Here is a 19,250-nt window from a genome sequence, read left to right on the forward strand (position 1 = left end):
CGGCCAACTCAGGAGGTGATGTCCTTGTTGGAGAACCGGGCCCAGGCGGCCAGCCAGAAGACGAGCGCATAGCCGGCCGCCACCAGCAGCCCGCGGAAGATCGAGTCCCAGACGATCGGGTCGCGGTACAGGTCACCGAAGGCGGTCCACCAGTGCGTGAACAGCCACGGGTGCAGCCAGGACAGCTGCTGGATCGAGTCGAGGGTGAAGCTCATCACGTTCAAGATCACGATGGCGATGGTCGCAGCGATGGGCTGTTCGGTGAGCGTGGACACGAACAGCCCGATGGCACCGAGGGCGGCGAACCCCGCCGTCAGGTACAGCACGGTGAGCAGCACCCGCCCCAGTGCGGCGGCCATCGGGATCCGGGTTCCGGACAGCAGCGTCATGTCACCGCCTCCGAACAGCGCCAGCCCGATGATCACGCCGACGCCGGCGACGGTCAGCGTGGCGACGAAGGTGAAGATCACCACCGCCAGGTACTTGACCGCCAGCAGCCTGGTCCGCTCGACCGGAACGGTCAACAGATACCGCAGGGTGCCGATGTTGGCCTCGCCGGCGACCGCGTCGGCCGAGATCGCCGCCACCGCCAGCGGCAGGAAGACCACCAGCTCGATGGTCAGCGCGGCCAGCGCGACGAAGATCCCGTTGCCGGTGATCGACGCGATGAAGTCGGGACCGCCACGATCACCACCGGGCGAGGACACCTTGACCGCCACCGCGATCAGGATCGGGACCAGCGCCAGCACCCCCAGCCCAGCCAGGTTGCGCCGCCGACCGAAGATCACCCTCAGCTCGGAGCGGAGGAAGCGCAGCGACACCGGCCGGGTCCGGGGGGGCGCGTCAGCCGCTGACATCGAAGCCCTCCCCGGTGAGCTGGACGAACCGGTCCTCGAGGCTCTGGCCGGCGACGGCGAAGCCGAGGACCGGGACCCCCTCGTGCACCAGTGCGGGAACGATCTTCTCCACGGCTATCTGGCCGAGCAACCCCTGGATCTGTCCGGGGGACACCTTCACGTCGGCGATGCCGAGCATCCGCAGCACCCGAGCGGCGTCCTCCTCGCGGTCGGAGTCCACCCGGACCCGTGGCTCGCTGCCGGAACGTACTTCGGCGACCGATCCCTGTGCCACCAGGTTGCCCACATGCATCACCCCCAGATGGGTGCAGATCTGTTCGACCTCCGACAGCAGGTGGCTGGAGATCAGGACAGTGGCGCCGTCGGCGGCCAGCGAGGCCACCAGCGACCGCACCTCACGGGTGCCCTGCGGGTCCAGTCCGTTCGTCGGCTCGTCGAGCACCAACAGCTCGCGAGGCTCCAGCAGCGCGGCAGCGATCGCCAGCCGCTGGCGCATCCCCAGCGAGTAGGCCCGGTAGCGCTTACGCGCGGCGGCGAGCAGGCCCACCCGGTCCAGGGCGGCGTCGATCCGTCGACTGGCGGTACCCGGGTCGCTCTGCCGGTCAGCGGCGTCCAGCCGGACCAGGTTGGCCCGCCCGGACAGGTACGGGTGGAACGCCGGACCCTCGACCAGCGACCCGACCCGGCCCAGTACTGCGCCAGCCCTCCTCGGCATCGGCTGGCCGAGCAGCTCGTGCTCGCCGGAGGTGGGCCTGATCAGGCCCAGCAGCATCCGGATCGTCGTCGTCTTGCCGGAGCCGTTCGGGCCGAGAAACCCGTACACCGACCCGGTCGGCACCTCGAGGTCGATCGAGTTCACCGCCACCTGGTGGCGGAAACGTTTGGTCAGCCCTCGGGACCTGACAGCCGCGGCTGGACCGGAGGTCCCGGTCGTCATCCGAGCCGGCTCATCTGGAGCCCAGGGCGGCATAGAGCGCGGACGGCCTGACCGCCCCGGCCACCACGGTGCCGTCGTCGGTGACCAGCACCGAGAACGCGGTGCCGGCGAGCAACCGGCCCGAACCCCAGCTGCCGGAGACCCTCGGCAGCGCGTTGAGCATCCGCTGCAGGTCACGCGGACCCGAGGCCGACCCTGCTGCCGGGGCCGGAGCCTTGGCCACCACGACCGTCGTCCAGCCCTTGCCGACGACCTTCGGCGCTGCCTGGGTGTGGGCCTTCCGGTCGGCCCGCTTGGTGTCGGTGCTGCCCGGCTTGACCTCCTTCACCGTGGCTCCCGGGGGCGGGTTGAAGGTGAACTGGGCCGCGTCCGGCCGGGTGAAGTTGACCTGGGTGAAGCCGACCTGGAAGGCCGGCTTGGAGCCGCCGTCCGCCCACAGCTGCACCCTGGTCGGGACGTGCGCAGCGCCGTCGATCGCGATCCGCACCTGCGCGACCAGCGAGGCCGAGTCCCTCGGTGTGAGCACCAGCTCGTAGGCCGGTCGTCCGGCCACGGTGACGTTGTCCGCAACGGTGACCTCGGTGCTCGGGTCGATGGCCGCCAGCGCGGCGTCGGCCGCCTGTTGCGGGGTCTTCGGCGTCTCGGTGCGCGGGTGCTTCTGCTCCGACGGGGTGACGGTGTAGTGGCTGGCGGTGTTGTCCTTGCTCGACCACAACCAGACGTCCTTGCCGTTCTGGATCACATCGGATTCGCCCAGGGTGCCGAGCAGGGCCAGTCGCGCCTTGTCGGGTCCGGACGACCAGACCTTCATCGTATGGGTACCGGAGATCAGGGACGTGAGGTCGGAGCTGCCGGCACCGCCCACCCCGGGCAGGTCGGGAATGCCCAGGTCGGAGTTCTGCACCACAGTCCCGGACAGTCCGCTGATCCGGGCCTGCTGAACATCGACGAGGAGCTGGCCGGCCGTACGCTCGGGGAGTGTGGTGTCGGCGGAGGCGGAGAGCGAGCTGATGGCAGCACCGCCCCCGATCAGCAGCAGGGCGGCCAGCAGCGGCACGGCCCAGCGAAGCAGGGGTCTGCGGTTCCAAAGAGGCATATCCCCATCATGCCCGGCGGCACCTGTGCGGACGCTGAGAAGACCGAGCCGGGCGACGTCGCGCCCGAACGGCATTCCCGACGGCGTGACACCCTGGGGGCATGCGGGTGTTGATCGTCGAGGACGAGGTGCGGCTGGCAGCATCCCTGCGCCGCGGTCTGGTCGCGGAGGGGTTCGTGGTGGAGCTCTCCGACAACGGCCCGGATGGTCTGGACGCCGCCCGGGACGGCGAGTTCGACGCGGTGATCCTGGATGTGATGCTGCCTGGGATGTCGGGCTATGACGTGGTCCGCCGGCTGCGCGCCGAACGCAACTGGGTCCCCGTGATCATCATCTCGGCCAAGGACGGGGAGTACGACCAGGCGGACGGCTTGGACTGCGGGGCCGACGACTACCTCACCAAGCCGTTCTCGTTCGTCGTCCTGCTGGCCCGGTTGCGAGCGGTGCTGAGGCGGGGAGCTCCGGCGCGCCCCGCGGTGCTGTCGGCCGGGGCCGTCAGGCTCGACCCCGGCTCGCGGGAGGTGTTCGTGGCCGGCGACCCGGTGACGTTGGCTCCGCGTGAGTTCACCCTGCTGGAGTATCTGATGCGCAACCCCGACCGGGTGATCGGCAAGACGGAGCTGCTGGACCACGTCTGGGGCAGCGGTGACCAGGCGGATGGGAACGTGGTCGAGGTCTACGTCGGCTATCTGAGACGCAAGCTCGGCCGGTCAGCCGTGGTCACGGTCCGGGGCGCCGGCTACCGGCTGGCCTGCTGAGATGGCTCGCTTGAGCCGCCTCAGTCTGCGCGCCCGGCTGATGGTCGTCGGCGTCAGCGGGGTGGCGGTGGCGCTGCTGCTGGGTGGTGTGGTGCTCTACGGCACGCTCGCCGTCGCCGTGCTGCGCACCCTGGACGCCGGTGCCCGGGCCACCGCAGCCGAGATCGTGACCCTGGCCGGCCAGGACCGCCTTCCCGACCCGCTGCCCGTCTCCGGAGCCCAGCTGGTCCAGGTGGTGGACGACCAGCAACGGGTCATCGCCTCGTCGGCGAACGCGGACCGGCTGACCCCGTTGCTGCGACCGGCTGAGCTGACCCGGGCACTCGGCGGAGCGGCTCTGACCGTCGACGGTGCCCGAGCCGGCCTGACCGGGCCGTTGCGGGTGGTGGCCGCCCGAACCCGGACACCGGACGGGCCACGGAGCGTTCTGGTCGCCATCCCGATCGCTGACGTGACCCACAGCCAGCAGGCGCTGCGGACCGGGCTGTTGATCATCTTCCCGCTGCTGCTGGTGGTGCTGGCTGCGATCGCCTGGCGAGTGATCGGCTGGACGCTCCGGCCGGTGGAAGCGCTCCGGGCCGGCGCGGACCGGATCAGTGGCAGCGGTGAGGGCGAGCGACTGCCGGTGCCCGAGTCCGCAGACGAGATCCGAGCACTGGCGCTGACGCTGAACTCCATGCTGGACCGGCTGGCGGCCGGCCGGCGCAGGCAACGCGACTTCGTCGCCGACGCCGCCCATGAGCTGCGGAACCCGCTGGCCAGCATCCAGCTGCAGCTCGAGGTCGCCGAGCGGCTGGGAGACGGCGGCAGCCTGCCGACCGAGCTGCTGGCCGACGTGCACCGGCTGAGCCGGCTGGTCGACGACCTGCTGCTGCTGGCCGGCGCCGACGCGGACACCCGGCCGCCCGGGTCGGCAGAGTCGTTCGATCTGACGGACCTGTTGACCGAGGTCGTGTCCCGCTACTCCACGGCCCGGGTGCCGGTCCGGCTGCAACCGGGCGCCCCGGTGCAGCTGCTCGCGGCCCGGGAGGAGATCCGCCGGGCGATCGCCAATGTGGTCGACAACGCGGTCCGGCACGCCGGGCACGGCGTACTCCTCACGGTAGAGACGCCGAGCGACGCCGAGCCCGCCACTGCGCTGATCGCGGTCACCGACGATGGTCCGGGCATCGCGCCGGCCGACCGGGAGCGGGTCTTCGAGCGGTTCACCCGGCTCGACGAGGCCCGCGACCGCGACGCCGGCGGCACCGGGCTCGGGTTGGCCATCGTGCGCGAGCTGGTCCGTCGCGCCGGCGGTACGGTGACGCTGCAGGACGCGGCACCCGGCCTGCGGGTGGAGATCTCGCTGCCGCGACGTGTGCCGGTCGGTTATCGAGGTGACAGTGTCAGCGCCATCTCATAACGTTGGCTTGCTCCCCGGATCCCTCGCGCACCCAAGGACGTCCTGACGTGACCACCACCCCGCTCGCCGCACCGCCGACGTCTGCCATGACGGCGCGCGACCGGAAGGTCATCACGACGCTGCTGGTCGCCACCTTCGTGGTGATCTTGAACGAAACGATCATGGGCGTCGCGCTGCCGCGGCTGATGACCGAGCTGCAGGTGGACGCGGGCACGGTGCAATGGCTGTCCACCGCGTTCATGCTGACCATGGCCGTCGTCATCCCGACCACGGGCTTCCTGCTCCAGCGACTGACGACCCGGACCGTTTTCGTCACCGCGATGGGACTCTTCTGCACCGGCACCCTGCTGGCCGGTCTCGCCTCCGGGTTCTGGCTGCTGCTGGCGGCGCGGATCGTGCAGGGATCCGGCACTGCGATCATGCTGCCGCTGCTGATGACCACGATCTTGAACCTGGTGCCGATCGAGCGCCGCGGCGGGGTGATGGGCAACGTCAGTATCGCCATCTCGGTGGCGCCGGCAATCGGGCCGACGCTGTCGGGGCTGATCCTGCAGTACCTCTCCTGGCGGTTCATGTTCCTGCTGGTGCTGCCGATCGCGCTGGCTGCGCTCGTCTACGGCGCGATGCGGCTGGTGAACGTCGGCGAGACGCAGCAGCAACCGTTGGACCTGCTCTCCGTGCTGCTGTCCATTCCTGGCTTCGGCGGTCTGGTGTTCGGCCTCAGCCGGGTTGGTGAGGCCGCCTCCGTCGGCGTGCTGATGGTGGTACTGCCACTGCTGATCGGCGTGGTGTGCCTGGCGCTGTTCGGCTGGCGGCAGGCCGCGCTGCAGTCCGACGGGCACCCGCTGCTGGATCTGCGCGTCTTCAGCTATCCGATGTACCGGCTCGGCATCGCGGTGCTGATGATCGCCATGGTCGCGCTGTTCGGTGTGGTCATCCTGCTGCCCATCTACCTGCAGAACATCCGGGGCCTCGACTCGCTCCAGACCGGGCTGCTGCTGCTTCCGGGCGGGCTGATGATGGGTCTGCTCGCTCCTCTCGTCGGCAAGCTCTTCGACCGGTTCGGCCCGCGGGCGCTGACCGTGACCGGCTCGGTGCTGCTGACCTTCGCCCTCTGGCGGTTCAGCACCCTCGACGCCACGACAGCGGTCTGGGTCCTGCTCGGCCTGCACCTGCTGTTGTCGCTGGGGCTGGCCTGTCTGTTCACTCCGACCTTCACCACCGCCCTCAATCCGCTGCCGCAGCGGCTGTACTCCCACGGCAGCGCAATGCTCGGCACCCTGCAACAGGTCTCCGGCGCCGCAGGCACGGCGTTGCTGGTGACGATCATGGCGGGCCGCAGCCTCACTCTCACCGCGGAAGGCATGCCTGGGCTGCAGGCGCAGAACGAGGGGATTCAGACCGCCTTCCTTGTGGCCGCGGTCATCTCAGTTGGTGCCATAGCCCTGTCCGCCTTCCTGAGCAGACCCGGGTCGACCGCGGTTGCCGAGGAGTCAGCAGATCTCCGGTGACGGCGAGAAGGAAAGCAGCAACCCGTCCAGGGGGAGATCCAGCAGCACCGCACCATCGACGGCGCGCTCGAAGGTCGTCTGTGGGCGTCGGCGCTTGTAGAGTCTGCACTGTCGATGGGACGGAGGTGAGGACGTGACTGAGATCGAGTCTGTGGGGCCCGAGGGGGCCGACGTCGTCATGGTCTACGCCCGGCTCGCAGAGATCGTCTACTCCGAGGGCGGCTACGACGAGATCCTTCAGGGGGTCTGCGATGCCGCGCGACAGCTGGTCGATGGCTGCGACCACAGCAGCATCATGCTGCGTCGCAGCGAGGGGTTCGTCACCGTCGCGTCGAGCGACGAGGTCGGCTCGATGATTGATGCGATCGAGCGGGCCGTGCACGAGGGACCCTGCCTGGACGCGATCGAGGACAACCCGATCCAGCTCGACACCGACCTGACGAAGTCGACCTGGCCCCGGCTCGCCGCTCGGGTGCTGGTGGAGACGCCGGTCCGGGGCGCCGCCGGCTTCCGGCTGCTGGTGGGCGGCAACAAGGTCGGAGCACTCAACATCTTCTCCGACACCGCTGGCGCGCTCACCGCGGAGTCGGTCAACCAGGGCAGCATCCTGGCCTCGTTCGTGTCAGTGGCACTGACGGCCGCCGCCGAGCAGCGCGAGGCGGAGACGCTGCGTACCGGCCTGGCCAGCAACCGCGAGATCGGCAAGGCGATCGGCCTGCTGATGGCGTTCCACAAGATCGACGACCAGGCGGCCTTCGCGCTGCTGCGCAAGACCTCCCAGGACCTCAACATGCGTCTCACCGAGGTGGCCCGGCAGGTGGTCGACCACCACAACACCCGGCCACTCGACGCGCCCTGAGCCCGTCGACCCGCTAGTCGGAGCTGGTCACCGACCAGCGGAGATCCTCACCGCGGTCGCACAGATCGAGCCGGACCAGCCCGCACAGGCCGCGCCGGTTCTCATACCCGAACGGCAGGTCGGACGCGCGCTCGAGCTCACCGTCGACGCTGAACTCGACCCACTCCTCCGCCAGCGAGAAGCGCACGCCGTGGCCCGTGAAGGTCACCGCAGTGGTCGGGCCCGTGCCCGGGTCGCGCAGGTAGGGGATGAGCAGGCTCCGGTGGTGGCTCGCCCCGGGGGTGGCCTCGCGCACGTCGAGGCCGCTCGTGGTCAGCCGCACCTCGCACCGGTACCGCTGACCGGCCACGGGATCGTTGTCGGTGTCGGTGTCGCTCTCGGCCAGGATGGTCTCGAAGGCCAGGCCCCCGTCGAGGTGGTCGTGCAGTGGCGATGCCAGCGTCTGTCGGCGTGCGCCGAGCGGCGTCACCAGGGTGGCTCCGGCACCCGGGCGGACGGCCAGCCCGGGGTTCAGCCAGGGCCCGCCGGCCAGGTGCCGAGCCGAGCTGACGAACTGCAGCAGCCTGCCCGAGCCGAAGGTGAGGTCGACGATGCCGGTCGCGTCGTAGACGCCGTCGGCCTGGCTCTGCAGGGCAGCGGAGATCCGCCCCCTGTGCAGCACTCCCCGATGGGTGGGCGCCCCCTCGGCGAGGGAGACGATCGGCCGGTCATCGAGCCGCTCCTGCTGTGGGCGCTGGTCGGCGCCGAAGCCGAACGTCACCGCTGAGGCCAGGAAGGCCAGCGCCAGCGGCGCATAGTGGCCGTCGGCCGTGTATCCCTCATAGCCGACCCGCAGCTGGGGTGCGAGCGCGTTCTGGACCGGGGAGAAGGGACCTCCGTCACGCTGCCAGCCGGCCAGTGACCCGAAGGCCCGCCAGGCGCTGTGCCGGGCGGCGTCCGCCTCGGCCGCGCCGCCCAGTCCGAGCGCCACGGACCCGGTGAAGAGCGCGACCTGGGCGCCGAGCACCCAGGTTTGACCGGTGCTCCGGTAGCCCGAGGCCATCGACCCGTCGGAGAGCTGCATCGCCAGGCTGCGGCGCAGCCCGCTCGCCAGGAAGGTCTCCAGCCGGTCGCGGTTGCGCCCGTCGTAGCCCTGCAGCAGCAGGTCGGTGAAGTGGGCCCGGGTGAACAGGTCGTAGGCGTTGGGGAGGCCGCGCTCGAAGAACAGGCCGGCCTCCAGGTCGAAGCCCGAGTCCTGGCCGGCCTCGAAGAAGGCGTCGATCCAGCCATCGAAGGTGGCCATGGTCGTCGGCGAGAGGCCGGCCTGCATCCGCAGCCACTCACCGCTCATCCAGACGGCGGCCCAGTTCGACGGCGGCCGGGCCCGGAAGGACGCCTCTACGTCGACTGCCGCAATGGCCCGGTCCACCTCGGCCCAGTCGAGGTCGGTCCGGTCCAGGTCTGCATCGAGCCGACGGAGTGTGAGGTAGGTCTTGAGGATCGGCGGCCAGGTGAAGTCGCGGTGGTTCAGCCGGTTGACCACGCTCAGCGTGCGGCGGTCGAAGCCGGACGCCCACGGTCCCCGGCTCGGGTCCGCGGTGTGGGCCAGCGCAGCCGTCATCACCCGCTGGGCACGCTCGAGTGCGGCCGACGCCTCGGCTCCGCCCTGGTCGGCCAGAACGGCGTTGCACCAGCCGAAGTAGGCGCTGCCGTACTGCGTCGGACAGTCGAAGACCGGGTCGTTCAGCGTGCCGTCCGGCTGCAGGAACGGGACGAACGACTCCGTCCCGACTGCGAGGACGTCCAGCACCTCCTGACGCGACCGGCCCGGCAAACGCTTACCCGTTGTCGCGTCACTGACCCGCTGGCTCATCGAAGCCCACCTCACGCATTGTGGAGCCCGGTCGCGGGCTCAGAATGGCCGGCGGTCCCACCCCGATGGCCGCCATGTCGACCCACAGATCTACCCGACCGGCCGGATGCGGGTCAAGCCCTGGGCCATGATGGCTGACATGACCTCAACTGCCGGCCCGCAACTGGGTGTCGCGTTCGTTCCCAACCAGCCACCCGAGCGGCTCAGGTCCTTCGCCCAGGCGGCCGATGCTGCCGGACTGGACGAGCTCTGGGTCTGGGAGGACTGTTTCAAGGAGAGCGGGATCGCGACAGCGACCGCGGCGCTGGCGTTCACCGAGAGGATCCGGGTAGGTGTCGGCCTGCTACCCGTTCCGTTGCGGAACGTCGCGCTAGTCGCGATGGAGATCGCGACCCTCGACCGGCTCTTCCCCGGCCGCTTCGTCGCCGGCGTCGGTCATGGGGTCCAGGAGTGGATGGCCCAGGTGGGTGCCCGAGTGGAGTCCCCGATGACCCTGCTGCGGGAGTACGCCGTAGCGCTCCGCCGCCTGCTGGCCGGCGAGGAGGTGACCATGGACGGCCGCTATGTGCGACTGGACCGAGTCAGGTTGGACTGGCCGCCCAACCGGCCGCCGGCCCTCATGCTGGGCGGCGCCGGACCGAAATCGCTGGAACTCGCAGGCCGGCTGGGTGACGGGACCCTGCTGGGCGCGGCGTTGGGTGACGACCAGGTCGAGTCGGCCTGCCGCATTATCACCGCCGCGGCCGAGGCTGGCTCGGCATCGGGCGCCGGACCGCACAAGATCGTGGCGACACAGATCGCCGCCACCGGGCCGGGTGCTCAGCGGCGGGTCGACGCTGAGCTACCCCGCTGGGGTCAGGTGGCAGGACTCGGCATCGCGATAGCCGGTGATGCCAGAGTCTTCGCCGCCTCGATCCGACGGCTGGCCGAGGTCGGCGTGACCTCGGTGGTCATCCAGCCGACCGAGGACGAGCCCGACCTGGAGGGGCTGATCCACTTCCTGGGATCGGAGGTCCGCCCATTGCTGGCCGCCGACCAGTAGCTGCTCAGGCCTGACCCGACGACCGGTTGCGGCCGATGAAGTCGATGATCAGTTGCCAGGCGCGGTCGCAGGCATCGCTGTGCTCGGCGTACGAACGGTCGAAGAACGAGTGCGGCTGACCGTCGAAGACGACGCACTCGGCCGGCACCACCCGGCTGGCTCGGGCGGCCAGCGCCTCGGCCGCAGCCACCGGGATGCTCTGGTCCGCTCCACCCATCAGCATCAGGATCGGGCTCTGGAGCCGGTCGACCACGTCGCTGAGGCTTTCCGGCCGTCCGTAGAACCCGATGGCTCCGGCCAGCCCGGGTGTCTCGGCCGACTGCCGCCACGAGTTGCCGCCGCCGAAGCAGAAGCCGACCGTGAACACGTCGGTCGCACCCCTGGATCTCAGCAGCGCGACGGCACCGGCGACGTCGGCGGCAACGCCGGCCGGCGTCACCTTCTCCACGTGCGGGCGGAACTCGAAGGCCGCCGACCGGTCGTCGGTGGTGGCGGTCCGGCCGAAGTAGTCGATGGCCACCGTCTCGTGACCGATCTCGGCGAACCGGACAGCGAGGTGGCGGTAGTAGGGGTGCAGCCCACGGACGTCCGGCAGGATGACCACGCCTGCTCCCGAGGGTCGAGCCGGCCGCGCCTCGTGCGCCAGCACCCGGGTGCCGTCGCTCGACTGGACCTGGGTCGGCGCGTCCGAAGCCGCCGGCTGGCCGCCGGGTGGGACCGGTGGAAGGCTGTCGGGGTCGTGGCACATCGTCTGCTCCTCGGTCGTGACGTGGGTTCCGGCGACTGGCCGGTGCTCCCACTCTGACCTGTCGCGGCCCGGGCCCACAAGACCTCGCAGGTCACAGCTCCGGGGCGGGCTCAGGGTGTGCGGACCGACTCGACCAGCGCGCTGACCCGCGTCGAGGCGAACACGTCCTCGAGTCGCAGCGGGGTCCCGTCCGGCCCGGACAGCGGCACCCGCCAGTTGGGGTACTCGTCGGTGGTGCCGGGCTGGTTCTGGGTTCGCCGGTCGCCGACCGCATCCGCCAGGGACACGCACAGCAGCCGGGCCGGGCTCAGCCGCAGGTAGCGGTGCAGCGCCAGCACGGTCTCCTCGACCGAGGCGTCGGCCGGCAGCAGGCCGCGACTGTGGACCTCCGCCAGCCACGCTGCCCGCTCGGCCTCGTCCGCGGCCAGCTCGACCTCCAGGCTCGCGGCCAACCGTCCGAGTTGGTGGCGCAGCCGGATGTGGTCACCCGCCAGGTAGCCGGCGGTCGGCGGCAGGTCATGGGTGGTGACCGAGGCCAGGCAGAGCTCCCGCCATTCGTCCGCCGGCCGCGGACGGCCGAGGTCGTCCAGCTCGAACCACAGGATCGAGGTGCCGAGGATGCCGCGGCTGCGCAGGTAGTCGCGGACCGGCGGCTCCACCAGGCCGAGGTCCTCACCCACCACGACGGCCCCGGCCCGGTAGGCCTCCAGCGCCAGGATGCCGATCAGCGCCTCGTGGTCGTAGCGGACATAGGTGCCTGCCGAGGCCGGCCCGCCGGCCGGGATCCACCACAGTCGGAAGAGCCCGATGATGTGGTCCACTCGAACGCCGCCGGCGTGCCGGAGCACGGCCGCCAGCAGCTCACGGAACGGCAGGTAGCCCAGCTCCTCGAGCCGGTCCGGGCGGAACGGCGGCTGGCTCCAGTCCTGACCGACCTGGCTGTAGGCATCGGGTGGGGCACCCACCTGGACGTGCTGGGCGTACACGTGGCGGAGCCGCCAGGCGTCGGCGCCGCCCGGGTGCACGCCGACGGCCAGGTCGTGCATGATCCCCAGGGCCATCCCCGCCGCCACCGCCTTGACCTGGGCATTCTGCAGCTGTTCGTCGGTCACCCACTGCAGCCAGAGGTGGAGGTCGATCTGCTGCCGGTGCTCCTCGGCGAACCGGGCCACCTCCCGGGAGGTGATGTCCTGCAGCTCCGCGGGCCAGCTGCGGAAGTCGTTGCCGTACGTCTCGGCCAGGGCACTCCAGGTGGCGAAGTCCCGCAGGCCCTGACCCTCCCGCCGAAGGAACCCCTGGAAGTCTGCCTCCCGACCGGCGCTGCGTGGCACGGCGTGGACCAGCAGCAACGCCTCCCGCTTCGCCGTCCAGGAGGTGTTCCGGTCGATGGCGTCCAGCTCGTCCAACCGGCGCCCGGTCTCGGCCGCGATCTGCTCCACTCTGGCCCGGTCAGCCGGCGGCAGGTCGACGTACTCGGCGATCCGCTCGACCCTCAGGTAGAGCGGGTTGACGAAGCGGCGCGAGCTCGGCAGGTAGGGCGACGGCTCCATCGGCGCCACCGGCTCGGCGGCATGCAGCGGGTTCACCAGCACGAAGCCGGCGCCGAGCTCCGAGGCGGACCAGACCGACAGGTCGGTCAGGTCGGTCAGGTCCCCGACGCCCCAGGAGCCGCGCGAACGGACGCTGTAGAGCTGGGCGGCGAAGCCCCAGGTCCGACGCTCGCCCAGTCGCGGCGGCAGCCCGAGCCAGGGCGGGGTGACCGCAAGCGTGGTCGAGGCCTCCATCCCAGCCGATCGGGCGTGCAGGGTGTGGTAGCCGAGCGGCAGGTCGGCAGGGAGCTCGAAGGTCGCCTCACCGATCATCCGGTCCGCCAGCAGCCTGGGCTCGACCCACCGGTCGATCTGGGTGAGCCCGGTCCGGGTGCCGCCGTTCTCCAGGCCGACCCACAGCTCCACCTCCGCGCCGGCCGGGACGTGCACCCAGATCTCCCGGTGTTCGCCCTGCTGGACCACCAGACAGGGCGGCAGCATCCGCACCCAGCGCTGCTCGTCCCGGGTGCGCAGAGCGGCGGCCGCGGCGGCCGGGCTGGAGACGTCCACGTCCATCGCCGCCAGCACCGCAGTGATCGTCTCCTCGGCCACCTGGACGTGCGTCCCGTGAAAGTCGTAATACTCGGTGGCGACCCCGTAGGCGGCGGCGACCTCGCGCTGTTCCTGGCTCAGATCCGGCACGGGTCCATCATGCCGGACGAACGCTTACCGCCACCCGCTGCACGTGGTTGTTGGCCATCGCCTGCCGGTTCCAGCGCTGCTCCAGCGGCTGGGTGTTGCCGTCCGCATCACTCGCACGGGCGCACAGCTCGTAGCGACCCGGTCGGTCGACCGACCAGGTCCAGTGCCAGCCGCGCCAGGCGAACCGGCCGAGCGGCGGGTCCAGGTCCGCATCGCTCCACGTGCTCCCGCCGTCGACGCTGACCTCGACCCGGTCGACGGTGGCCAGCCCTGACCAGGCCCGTCCGGTCAGCCGGTGCCGGCCGACGTCCAGCACCCGGGTCCGGGTCTGGAAGTCGGGAAAGCCGGGCGGGCGGAGCAGCGCCCGCGGCTGGATCCTCGTCACCGGCCGGCCGCGGTCGTCGGGGTCGGTGCTGATCCGGTAGGCCGTCACGTTCTGGTAGCCGTCGAAGGCCCGGTCCAGCACCGTGATCCGGGTCAACCACTTCACCTGCGCCATGCCGTACCAGCCGGGCACGATCAGCCGGAGCGGGGCGCCGTGTTGCGGCGGCAGCGGCAGCCCGTTCATGGTGTGGGCCAGCAGCACCTCCGGTGAGCTCGCGGCGTCAAGCGACAGTCCCCGCTGGTAGTCCTGCTCGACGCCGCGCTCGACCCCGTGGTCGGCTCCGGTGAAGGCGACGTCGACCGCGCCCTGCCGGGGCCGGGCCTCGGCCAGCACCGCAGCCAACGGGACACCGGTCCACGCGGCCGTCCCGACCGCCTCGTCAAGCCACGGCTGGCTGATCGGTCGCGGCTGCAGCCTGGCCCGCCCGTTGCCGGCGCATTCCATCGTGACGGTGTGCGTGACATGCGCCCGATCGTGCAACTCGGCGAGGCCGAGGCTCAGCGGCTGGTGCACGTGACCGTCAACCTGCAGTCGCCAGGCCGACGGGTCGACGGTCGGGATGTCGTAGTGGACCAGTAGGTAGTGCAGGCCGTCCGGGGTCAGGTCGTGGTCGAGCATCTCCAGCGGCATCCCGCGGTTGCGGGTCGCGAGCCGCAGCTCGTCCAGGGTGATGCCCTCATCCTCGGCGGCGAGCCGCGCTCGTGGACTGACTGACTCGTCGATGCCACCCATCGTCCTCACCCCGATCCTGTAGTACCACCGTCGTCAGGCGTTGTCCATGCGGTAGAACTTGAGCGTGAACGACCCTCTGGTGCTCGGTCCCCTGCTCCGCTACGTGGACGAGACCTCGGCCTCCATCTGGGTGGAGACCGCCGAGTCAGCCACCGTCGTCGTCCGGGCCGAGGGACGCAGCTGGCGGAACAGCACCTTCGCTGTCCACGGTCACCACTACGCCCTGGTCGAGGTGGCCGGGCTCGAGCCGGGCAGCGTCGTGCCCTACACCGTCGAGATCGGTGACGCCACGGTCTGGCCGCCGGCCGACTCGCCCTACCCCCCGAGCTGCATCGCCACCCTGAAGCCGGGCAAGCCGCTCCGGCTGGCCTTCGGCTCCTGCCGGACGTCGGCGCCGCACGACCGCGAGGGCAACCGGATGCACGGGGTCGACGCGATGCGGGCGTACGCCCTGGCGATGGCCGATCATTCCGCCGGGCACTGGCCTGACCTGCTGCTGTTCCTGGGTGACCAGGTGTACGCCGACGAGACCACAAAGGAGATGCGCGACTTCATCGAAGCCCGGCGCGACATCACCCAGCCACCGTGGGAGGAGCTGAAGGACTACCAGGAGTACGCGCACCTCTACCGGTTGGCATGGACGGACCCGGCCAACCGCTGGCTGCTGTCGACCCTGCCGACCTCGATGATCTTCGACGACCACGACATCCGCGACGACTGGAACACCTCGCTGGCGTGGCGTCGCGACATGCAGGCGACGACCTGGTGGCACGAGCGCATCGTCAGCGGGCTCGCCTCCTACTGGGTCTACCAGCATCTGGGCAACCTGTCGCCGGCCGAGCGTGCCACCGACGAGATCTGGCAGCGGGTGGTCGGCCACAGCGATGACGGCGAGCCCGACCTGACCGAGGCGCTGGAGGAGTTCGCCGACCGGGTCGACCAGCAGCCGGAGACCTACCGGTGGAGCTATGCCCGCGACCTGGGCCGGTCACGCCTGGTGGTCGTCGACTCGCGGGCGGCCCGGGTACTCGACCCGGCACGCCGCTCGATCCTGGACGAGAACGAGCTGCGCTGGTTCGACCAGCAGTTGCACGGGGACTGCGACCACCTGTTCATCGGCACCTCACTGCCCTACCTGCTGGCCCCCGGCCTGCACTTCGTCGAGGCCTGGAGCGAGGCGCTCGCGGCCGGCGGCTGGGGCAAGCGGCTCAAGCCGGTCGGTGAGAAGCTCCGGCGCACCGTCGACCTGGAGCATTGGGCCGCCTTCCAGCACGGCTTCCAGACGGTGGCCGGGATGATCATCGAGGTGGCCCGGGGGCGGCGCGGGAGAGCACCGCGGACCATCACCTTCCTGTCCGGTGACGTGCACCACTCCTATCTTGCGGAGGTACGACGGCCGCGCGGCGAGCCGGCGGAGACCAGCCGGATCATCCAGGCGGTCTGCTCCCCGGTACGCAACCCGTTGTCCCGCGGCATGCGGTACATCACCGCGTTCCTGGCGTACGGCCTGGCCGGACCGATCGGACTGGTCGTGGCCCGTTCCGCCAAGGTGCCGGCGCCGCCGTTCCGCTGGGACTTCCTGCGCCGGCCCTGGTTCGACAACAACCTGGGCACGCTCGAGGTTGTGAAGGATGGCCTGCGGCTGTGGTGGGAGACCGGGGTGGTCAGGGCTGGCGACGATGAGCATCCCCGGCTCAAACGGCTGGTCACGATGGACCTGGTGGGGCGGCCTAGAGCCTGACCACCATCTTTCCGACGTTGCCGCCGCGCATCATGGCGATGAAGGCCGGCACAGCGTTCTCCAACCCGTCGACGAACGTCTCCGGCGCCTGCAGCCGACCCGATCGGAGCCAGCCGCCGACGGTCTCGGCGAACTCAGCCTGCAGGTCGGTGTGGTCACCCACCAGGAACCCCTGCAGGGTCAGCCGCTTGCCGGTGATCTGGGACATGTTGCTCGGGCCGCACGGCTTCTCGGTGGCGTTGTAACCCGAGATCGAACCACACAGGGCGAACCGGGCATGCACGTTGGCGACGTCGATCGCCGCCTCCAGGTGCTCGCCTCCCACATTGTCGAAATAGACGTCGATGCCGTCCGGTGCCGCGCGTCGCAGCTGGTCGACGACAGCTCCGTCGTGATAGTCGAAGGCGGCGTCGAAACCCAGCTCCTCGGTCAGGAACGACACCTTGGCCGCCGAGCCGGCGCTGCCGATCACCCGGCCGGCGCCGCGCAGCCGGGCGAACTGCCCAACCAGGCTGCCGACCGCCCCGGCCGCGCCGGAGACGAAGACGGTCTGCCCGGGCTGGAAGGCGGCGACCCTGAACAGTCCGGCGTAGGCGGTCAGTCCGGGCATGCCCAGCACTCCGAGATAGCGCGTCGGGGCGACACCCTCGACCGGCTGGATCACGGTCAGCTGGTCGGCCGGCACCACCGCATGTTCGCGCCAGCCCAAGTAGTGCAGCACCAGGCTGCCCTCGGGCAGCTCCGGCAGCCGGGAGGACACCACCGTGCCCACCGCTCCGCCGGTCGCCGGCTCGTCCAGGCCCCACGGTGGCGCATAGGAGGGACCGTCGTTCATCCGACCGCGCATGTACGGGTCTACCGACATGGCGAGGTTGCGGACCAGCACCTCCCCGGGGCCCGGTTCGGGCAGCTCCGTCTCCACCAGCCGGAAGTTGCTCTCGGTCGGCTCGCCGACGGGTCGGGAGGCCAGTCTGATCTCACGCGTTGTTGGGCTCACCGGGCCAGTCTGGCACGGTGCCGCAGCTTCTCCCGTATGGTCGCGGCAATGATGACGACCGCGACCAGCGCGGCGACCAGCGCGGTGGCCGCCGAGCGGGGCTGGTCGGTGAGCCGGCCCACAGTGATCCAGGCCAGCCCCCAGGCCATCGCCGCCGCGACCGCGACCCGGCCGCGGAAGGTCCACGCCAGCACCACGCCGACGGCGGCGACCACCACCAGCACGACCACCGACCAGAGCACCGAGATCGACCTCGAGGGTGTCACCCCGCTGGCGACCAGCGCAGCCGTGATGTTGGCGCAGGTCGCGACCGAGACCCAGCCGAGATAGGCACCGAAGGTGCCGTCGACGATCAGCCGCTCGGCCGTGCCGGAGGCCGGTCTGCTGGTCAGCCGGCGGACCAGCTCGCCCAGGGAGACCAGCAGCGCGATGATCACGATCACGCTGACCCAGATCCAGCCGACCTGGGTGACCAGCAGCCAGCCCGCGTTGAGGACCATCGAAACCGCGGCCAGCCAGCCCGTTCGGCGGAACCGCTCGCCGGTCGCGTTCCGCGGCAGCCACTGCCACACCGTGTAGGCCGCCAGCCCGAGGTAGATCAGGCTCCAGATGCTGAAGGCCGGCCCGGCCGGCGCCAGGAGTGTCGCGTCCGCGGCCAGCGCACCGCCCGAGGACTCCTGCACCCGGGTACCCAGCACCCCGACCCCGAACAGGGTGCCGATGACACAGAAGACCTCGCTGAGGGTCACCGCCACCTGGCGGACCCGATCGGCCGACGTCGGCAGGCTCATCGAGCGCTCCTTTCCTCAGCCCCGACCGTAGCCGAACGCGCCACCATCCGTTGACACATTCCGATATCGGCATATGATTGGGCTGTGGCACGCGCAGCAACGACCTCGGATGTGTTCAACGCGGTGGCCGAACCCGGCCGTCGTGACATCCTCGACGTACTCGCTGACGGCGAGCTGTCGGTCGGCGACCTGGTGTCTCGGCTGGGGCTCCCCCAGCCGGTGGTGTCCAAGCACCTGGCCGTGCTGCGGGCGGTCGACCTGGTGTCGGTGCGCGTCGACGGACGCAGCCGGCTGTACCGGGTCAACGCCACTGCGCTGACGCCGATGTACCACTGGCTGACCAGGTTCGAGCGGCTCTGGAGCGAGCGGCTCGATCGCTTCGAGGACGTCCTCGCCGAGCTGCGCGAGGACAACGCACCCAGAAGGAGTGAATGATCATGAACCACCCGAGGGCCACCGTGACGCTGCCCAACGACACCCAGATCCAGATCACCCGGACCTTCGACGCCCCGCCCGAGCTCGTGTTCAAGGCCTGGACGACCCCGGAGTACGTACGCCGGTGGTGGGGCTCCGCGGAGGCCCCGCTGGTTGTCTGCGACATCGACCTGAGCGTCGGTGGCAGCTGGCGCTACGTCAGCCGCGACGCGTCGGGCACCGAGCTCGGCTGGCACGGGACGTGCCTGGAGCTGGACCCGCCGTTGCGGATGGTGTCGACCGAGGTCTTCGAGGGCTTCCCAGATGCGGAGGCCGTGAACACCCTGGTGCTGTCGGCCGACGGCGACCGGACCTTGATGACGGTGACGGTGCAGCACTCCAGCCGGGAGAATCGGGACGGCCACCTCAACTCCGGCATGGAGGCGGGCATGCAGGTGGTGCTGGAACGCCTCGACGACGTGCTCGAGGGCCTGAAGATCGTCAGCGCGCCTTGACGGCGAGCACCGGACAGTCGGCATCCAGCAGCACCTGCTGAGCCGTACTGCCGGTGATGATCTTGCCGACCGGGGTGCGCCGCCGCAGCCCGATCACGATCAGCCCGGCGTCGACCTCCTCGGCCACAGCGAGGATGACGGCCGCCGCCGACTGCCCGACGGTCAGCTGGCGGACTTCGTGATCGACCCCGGCAGCGGTGAGCTCGGTCTCGATGGCGTCCAGGTCCTGTGCGGTGGCGAAGTTCGGGTGCGAGAAGTCGCCGTGCCGGCCCGTGTTGACCACCACCAGGCGGGCCGAGTGCAGCCGAGCCTGGTCGATGGCGGCGTCCATGGCCGCAGAGCCCTCGGGAGTGGGCAGGTAGCCCAGCACGATGTTCATCCG

At 70.6% G+C, this 19,250-nt stretch carries 18 protein-coding genes; 8 read left to right on the top strand and 10 right to left on the bottom strand.

Annotation, left to right across the window (positions count from 1 at the left end):
* Window positions 1-8: 8 nt before the first annotated feature.
* From JOE57_RS08810 to JOE57_RS08820, 3 genes are read right to left on the bottom strand one after another with little or no spacing between them, the layout of a single operon-like run.
* Complete coding sequence (locus JOE57_RS08810) at window positions 9-857, bottom strand: ABC transporter permease (RefSeq protein WP_204917341.1); 849 nt, start codon at window positions 855-857, stop codon at window positions 9-11.
* Entirely contained in the window at window positions 844-1,794 is a 951-nt protein-coding gene (locus JOE57_RS08815) for an ABC transporter ATP-binding protein (protein WP_204917342.1), read from the bottom strand. Before JOE57_RS08815 ends, JOE57_RS08810 begins: the two co-directional genes overlap by 14 nt.
* A gap of 10 nt (window positions 1,795-1,804) precedes the next feature.
* Complete coding sequence (locus JOE57_RS08820) at window positions 1,805-2,890, bottom strand: LolA family protein (RefSeq protein ID WP_204917343.1); 1,086 nt, start codon at window positions 2,888-2,890, stop codon at window positions 1,805-1,807.
* 101 nt (window positions 2,891-2,991) lie between these two features.
* Between JOE57_RS08820 and JOE57_RS08825 the strand changes: the two genes are divergently transcribed.
* The 4 genes from JOE57_RS08825 (at window position 2,992) to JOE57_RS08840 (ending at window position 7,420) form a co-directional block, all read left to right on the top strand.
* Window positions 2,992-3,648 (top strand): response regulator transcription factor, encoded by a 657-nt coding sequence (locus tag JOE57_RS08825; RefSeq protein WP_204917344.1) that lies wholly within the window; start codon window positions 2,992-2,994, stop codon window positions 3,646-3,648.
* 10 nt (window positions 3,649-3,658) lie between these two features.
* Window positions 3,659-5,050, top strand: coding sequence for a sensor histidine kinase (locus tag JOE57_RS08830; RefSeq protein WP_239578895.1), 1,392 nt, complete (start codon window positions 3,659-3,661; stop codon window positions 5,048-5,050).
* Between the two features lie 47 nt (window positions 5,051-5,097).
* The gene (locus tag JOE57_RS08835) at window positions 5,098-6,561 is read left to right on the top strand and encodes an MDR family MFS transporter (RefSeq protein ID WP_338041225.1); all 1,464 of its coding nucleotides are present in this window, start codon (window positions 5,098-5,100) and stop codon (window positions 6,559-6,561) included.
* Between the two features lie 133 nt (window positions 6,562-6,694).
* Complete coding sequence (locus JOE57_RS08840) at window positions 6,695-7,420, top strand: ANTAR domain-containing protein (RefSeq protein WP_204917346.1); 726 nt, start codon at window positions 6,695-6,697, stop codon at window positions 7,418-7,420.
* Window positions 7,421-7,433: 13 nt separating this feature from the next.
* Here JOE57_RS08840 and JOE57_RS08845 read toward each other — a convergent pair whose 3' ends face one another.
* Window positions 7,434-9,272, bottom strand: coding sequence for a hypothetical protein (locus JOE57_RS08845; protein ID WP_204917347.1), 1,839 nt, complete (start codon window positions 9,270-9,272; stop codon window positions 7,434-7,436).
* A gap of 139 nt (window positions 9,273-9,411) precedes the next feature.
* Between JOE57_RS08845 and JOE57_RS08850 the strand changes: the two genes are divergently transcribed.
* The gene (locus JOE57_RS08850; RefSeq protein WP_204917348.1) at window positions 9,412-10,314 is read left to right on the top strand and encodes an LLM class flavin-dependent oxidoreductase; all 903 of its coding nucleotides are present in this window, start codon (window positions 9,412-9,414) and stop codon (window positions 10,312-10,314) included.
* A 4-nt stretch (window positions 10,315-10,318) separates the two neighbouring features.
* On the opposite strand, the gene JOE57_RS08855 is transcribed toward JOE57_RS08850, so the two are convergent.
* The 3 genes from JOE57_RS08855 to JOE57_RS08865 form a co-directional block, all read right to left on the bottom strand.
* A complete protein-coding gene (locus JOE57_RS08855; RefSeq protein ID WP_204917349.1) occupies window positions 10,319-11,062 on the bottom strand; it encodes a dienelactone hydrolase family protein in 744 nt (247 codons plus the stop codon).
* 110 nt (window positions 11,063-11,172) lie between these two features.
* The gene (gene malQ / locus JOE57_RS08860) at window positions 11,173-13,293 is read right to left on the bottom strand and encodes a 4-alpha-glucanotransferase (RefSeq protein ID WP_204917350.1); all 2,121 of its coding nucleotides are present in this window, start codon (window positions 13,291-13,293) and stop codon (window positions 11,173-11,175) included.
* A 7-nt stretch (window positions 13,294-13,300) separates the two neighbouring features.
* Window positions 13,301-14,410 (bottom strand): sulfite oxidase, encoded by a 1,110-nt coding sequence (locus JOE57_RS08865; RefSeq protein ID WP_204920329.1) that lies wholly within the window; start codon window positions 14,408-14,410, stop codon window positions 13,301-13,303.
* A gap of 64 nt (window positions 14,411-14,474) precedes the next feature.
* Between JOE57_RS08865 and JOE57_RS08870 the strand changes: the two genes are divergently transcribed.
* The gene (locus JOE57_RS08870; RefSeq protein WP_338041226.1) at window positions 14,475-16,151 is read left to right on the top strand and encodes an alkaline phosphatase D family protein; all 1,677 of its coding nucleotides are present in this window, start codon (window positions 14,475-14,477) and stop codon (window positions 16,149-16,151) included.
* Here JOE57_RS08870 and JOE57_RS08875 read toward each other — a convergent pair.
* Both JOE57_RS08875 and JOE57_RS08880 read right to left on the bottom strand, forming a co-directional pair.
* Complete coding sequence (locus JOE57_RS08875) at window positions 16,141-17,148, bottom strand: zinc-binding dehydrogenase (protein ID WP_204917351.1); 1,008 nt, start codon at window positions 17,146-17,148, stop codon at window positions 16,141-16,143. The two genes, JOE57_RS08870 and JOE57_RS08875, sit on opposite strands and share 11 nt — an antisense overlap.
* Window positions 17,145-17,939, bottom strand: coding sequence for a TspO/MBR family protein (locus JOE57_RS08880; protein WP_204917352.1), 795 nt, complete (start codon window positions 17,937-17,939; stop codon window positions 17,145-17,147). The genes JOE57_RS08875 and JOE57_RS08880 overlap by 4 nt, the downstream gene beginning before the upstream one ends.
* Window positions 17,940-18,023: 84 nt before the next feature.
* Between JOE57_RS08880 and JOE57_RS08885 the strand changes: the two genes are divergently transcribed.
* Both JOE57_RS08885 and JOE57_RS08890 read left to right on the top strand, forming a co-directional pair.
* Window positions 18,024-18,374 carry a metalloregulator ArsR/SmtB family transcription factor gene (locus JOE57_RS08885; protein ID WP_204917353.1) on the top strand — a complete coding sequence of 117 codons (351 nt, stop codon included), beginning with the start codon at window positions 18,024-18,026 and terminating at the stop codon, window positions 18,372-18,374.
* 2 nt (window positions 18,375-18,376) lie between these two features.
* On the top strand, window positions 18,377-18,868 hold the full coding sequence (locus JOE57_RS08890) for an SRPBCC family protein (RefSeq protein ID WP_204917354.1): 492 nt from the start codon (window positions 18,377-18,379) through the stop codon (window positions 18,866-18,868).
* On the opposite strand, the gene JOE57_RS08895 is transcribed toward JOE57_RS08890, so the two are convergent.
* Window positions 18,855-19,247: a universal stress protein gene (locus JOE57_RS08895; RefSeq protein WP_204917355.1), complete on the bottom strand. Its 393-nt coding sequence runs from the start codon at window positions 19,245-19,247 to the stop codon at window positions 18,855-18,857. The genes JOE57_RS08890 and JOE57_RS08895 overlap by 14 nt on opposite strands.
* Window positions 19,248-19,250: the final 3 nt, after the last annotated feature.

Origin of the sequence: Microlunatus panaciterrae, assembly GCF_016907535.1 — a bacterium.
GTDB classification, from domain to species: domain Bacteria; phylum Actinomycetota; class Actinomycetes; order Propionibacteriales; family Propionibacteriaceae; genus Microlunatus; species Microlunatus panaciterrae.

Bases quoted from the DNA above. Each gene is read 5' to 3' on its own strand.
- JOE57_RS08890 (WP_204917354.1), top strand. From the start codon at position 18,377: ATGAACCACCCGAGGGCCACCGTGACGCTGCCCAACGACACCCAGATC.
- JOE57_RS08845 (WP_204917347.1), bottom strand. From the start codon at position 9,272: ATGAGCCAGCGGGTCAGTGACGCGACAACGGGTAAGCGTTTGCCGGGC.
- JOE57_RS08825 (WP_204917344.1), top strand. From the start codon at position 2,992: ATGCGGGTGTTGATCGTCGAGGACGAGGTGCGGCTGGCAGCATCCCTG.
- JOE57_RS08850 (WP_204917348.1), top strand. From the start codon at position 9,412: ATGACCTCAACTGCCGGCCCGCAACTGGGTGTCGCGTTCGTTCCCAAC.
- JOE57_RS08880 (WP_204917352.1), bottom strand. From the start codon at position 17,939: ATGAGCCTGCCGACGTCGGCCGATCGGGTCCGCCAGGTGGCGGTGACC.
- JOE57_RS08810 (WP_204917341.1), bottom strand. From the start codon at position 857: ATGTCAGCGGCTGACGCGCCCCCCCGGACCCGGCCGGTGTCGCTGCGC.
- JOE57_RS08895 (WP_204917355.1), bottom strand. From the start codon at position 19,247: ATGAACATCGTGCTGGGCTACCTGCCCACTCCCGAGGGCTCTGCGGCC.
- JOE57_RS08815 (WP_204917342.1), bottom strand. From the start codon at position 1,794: ATGACGACCGGGACCTCCGGTCCAGCCGCGGCTGTCAGGTCCCGAGGG.
- JOE57_RS08820 (WP_204917343.1), bottom strand. From the start codon at position 2,890: ATGCCTCTTTGGAACCGCAGACCCCTGCTTCGCTGGGCCGTGCCGCTG.
- JOE57_RS08865 (WP_204920329.1), bottom strand. From the start codon at position 14,410: ATGGGTGGCATCGACGAGTCAGTCAGTCCACGAGCGCGGCTCGCCGCC.
- JOE57_RS08855 (WP_204917349.1), bottom strand. From the start codon at position 11,062: ATGTGCCACGACCCCGACAGCCTTCCACCGGTCCCACCCGGCGGCCAG.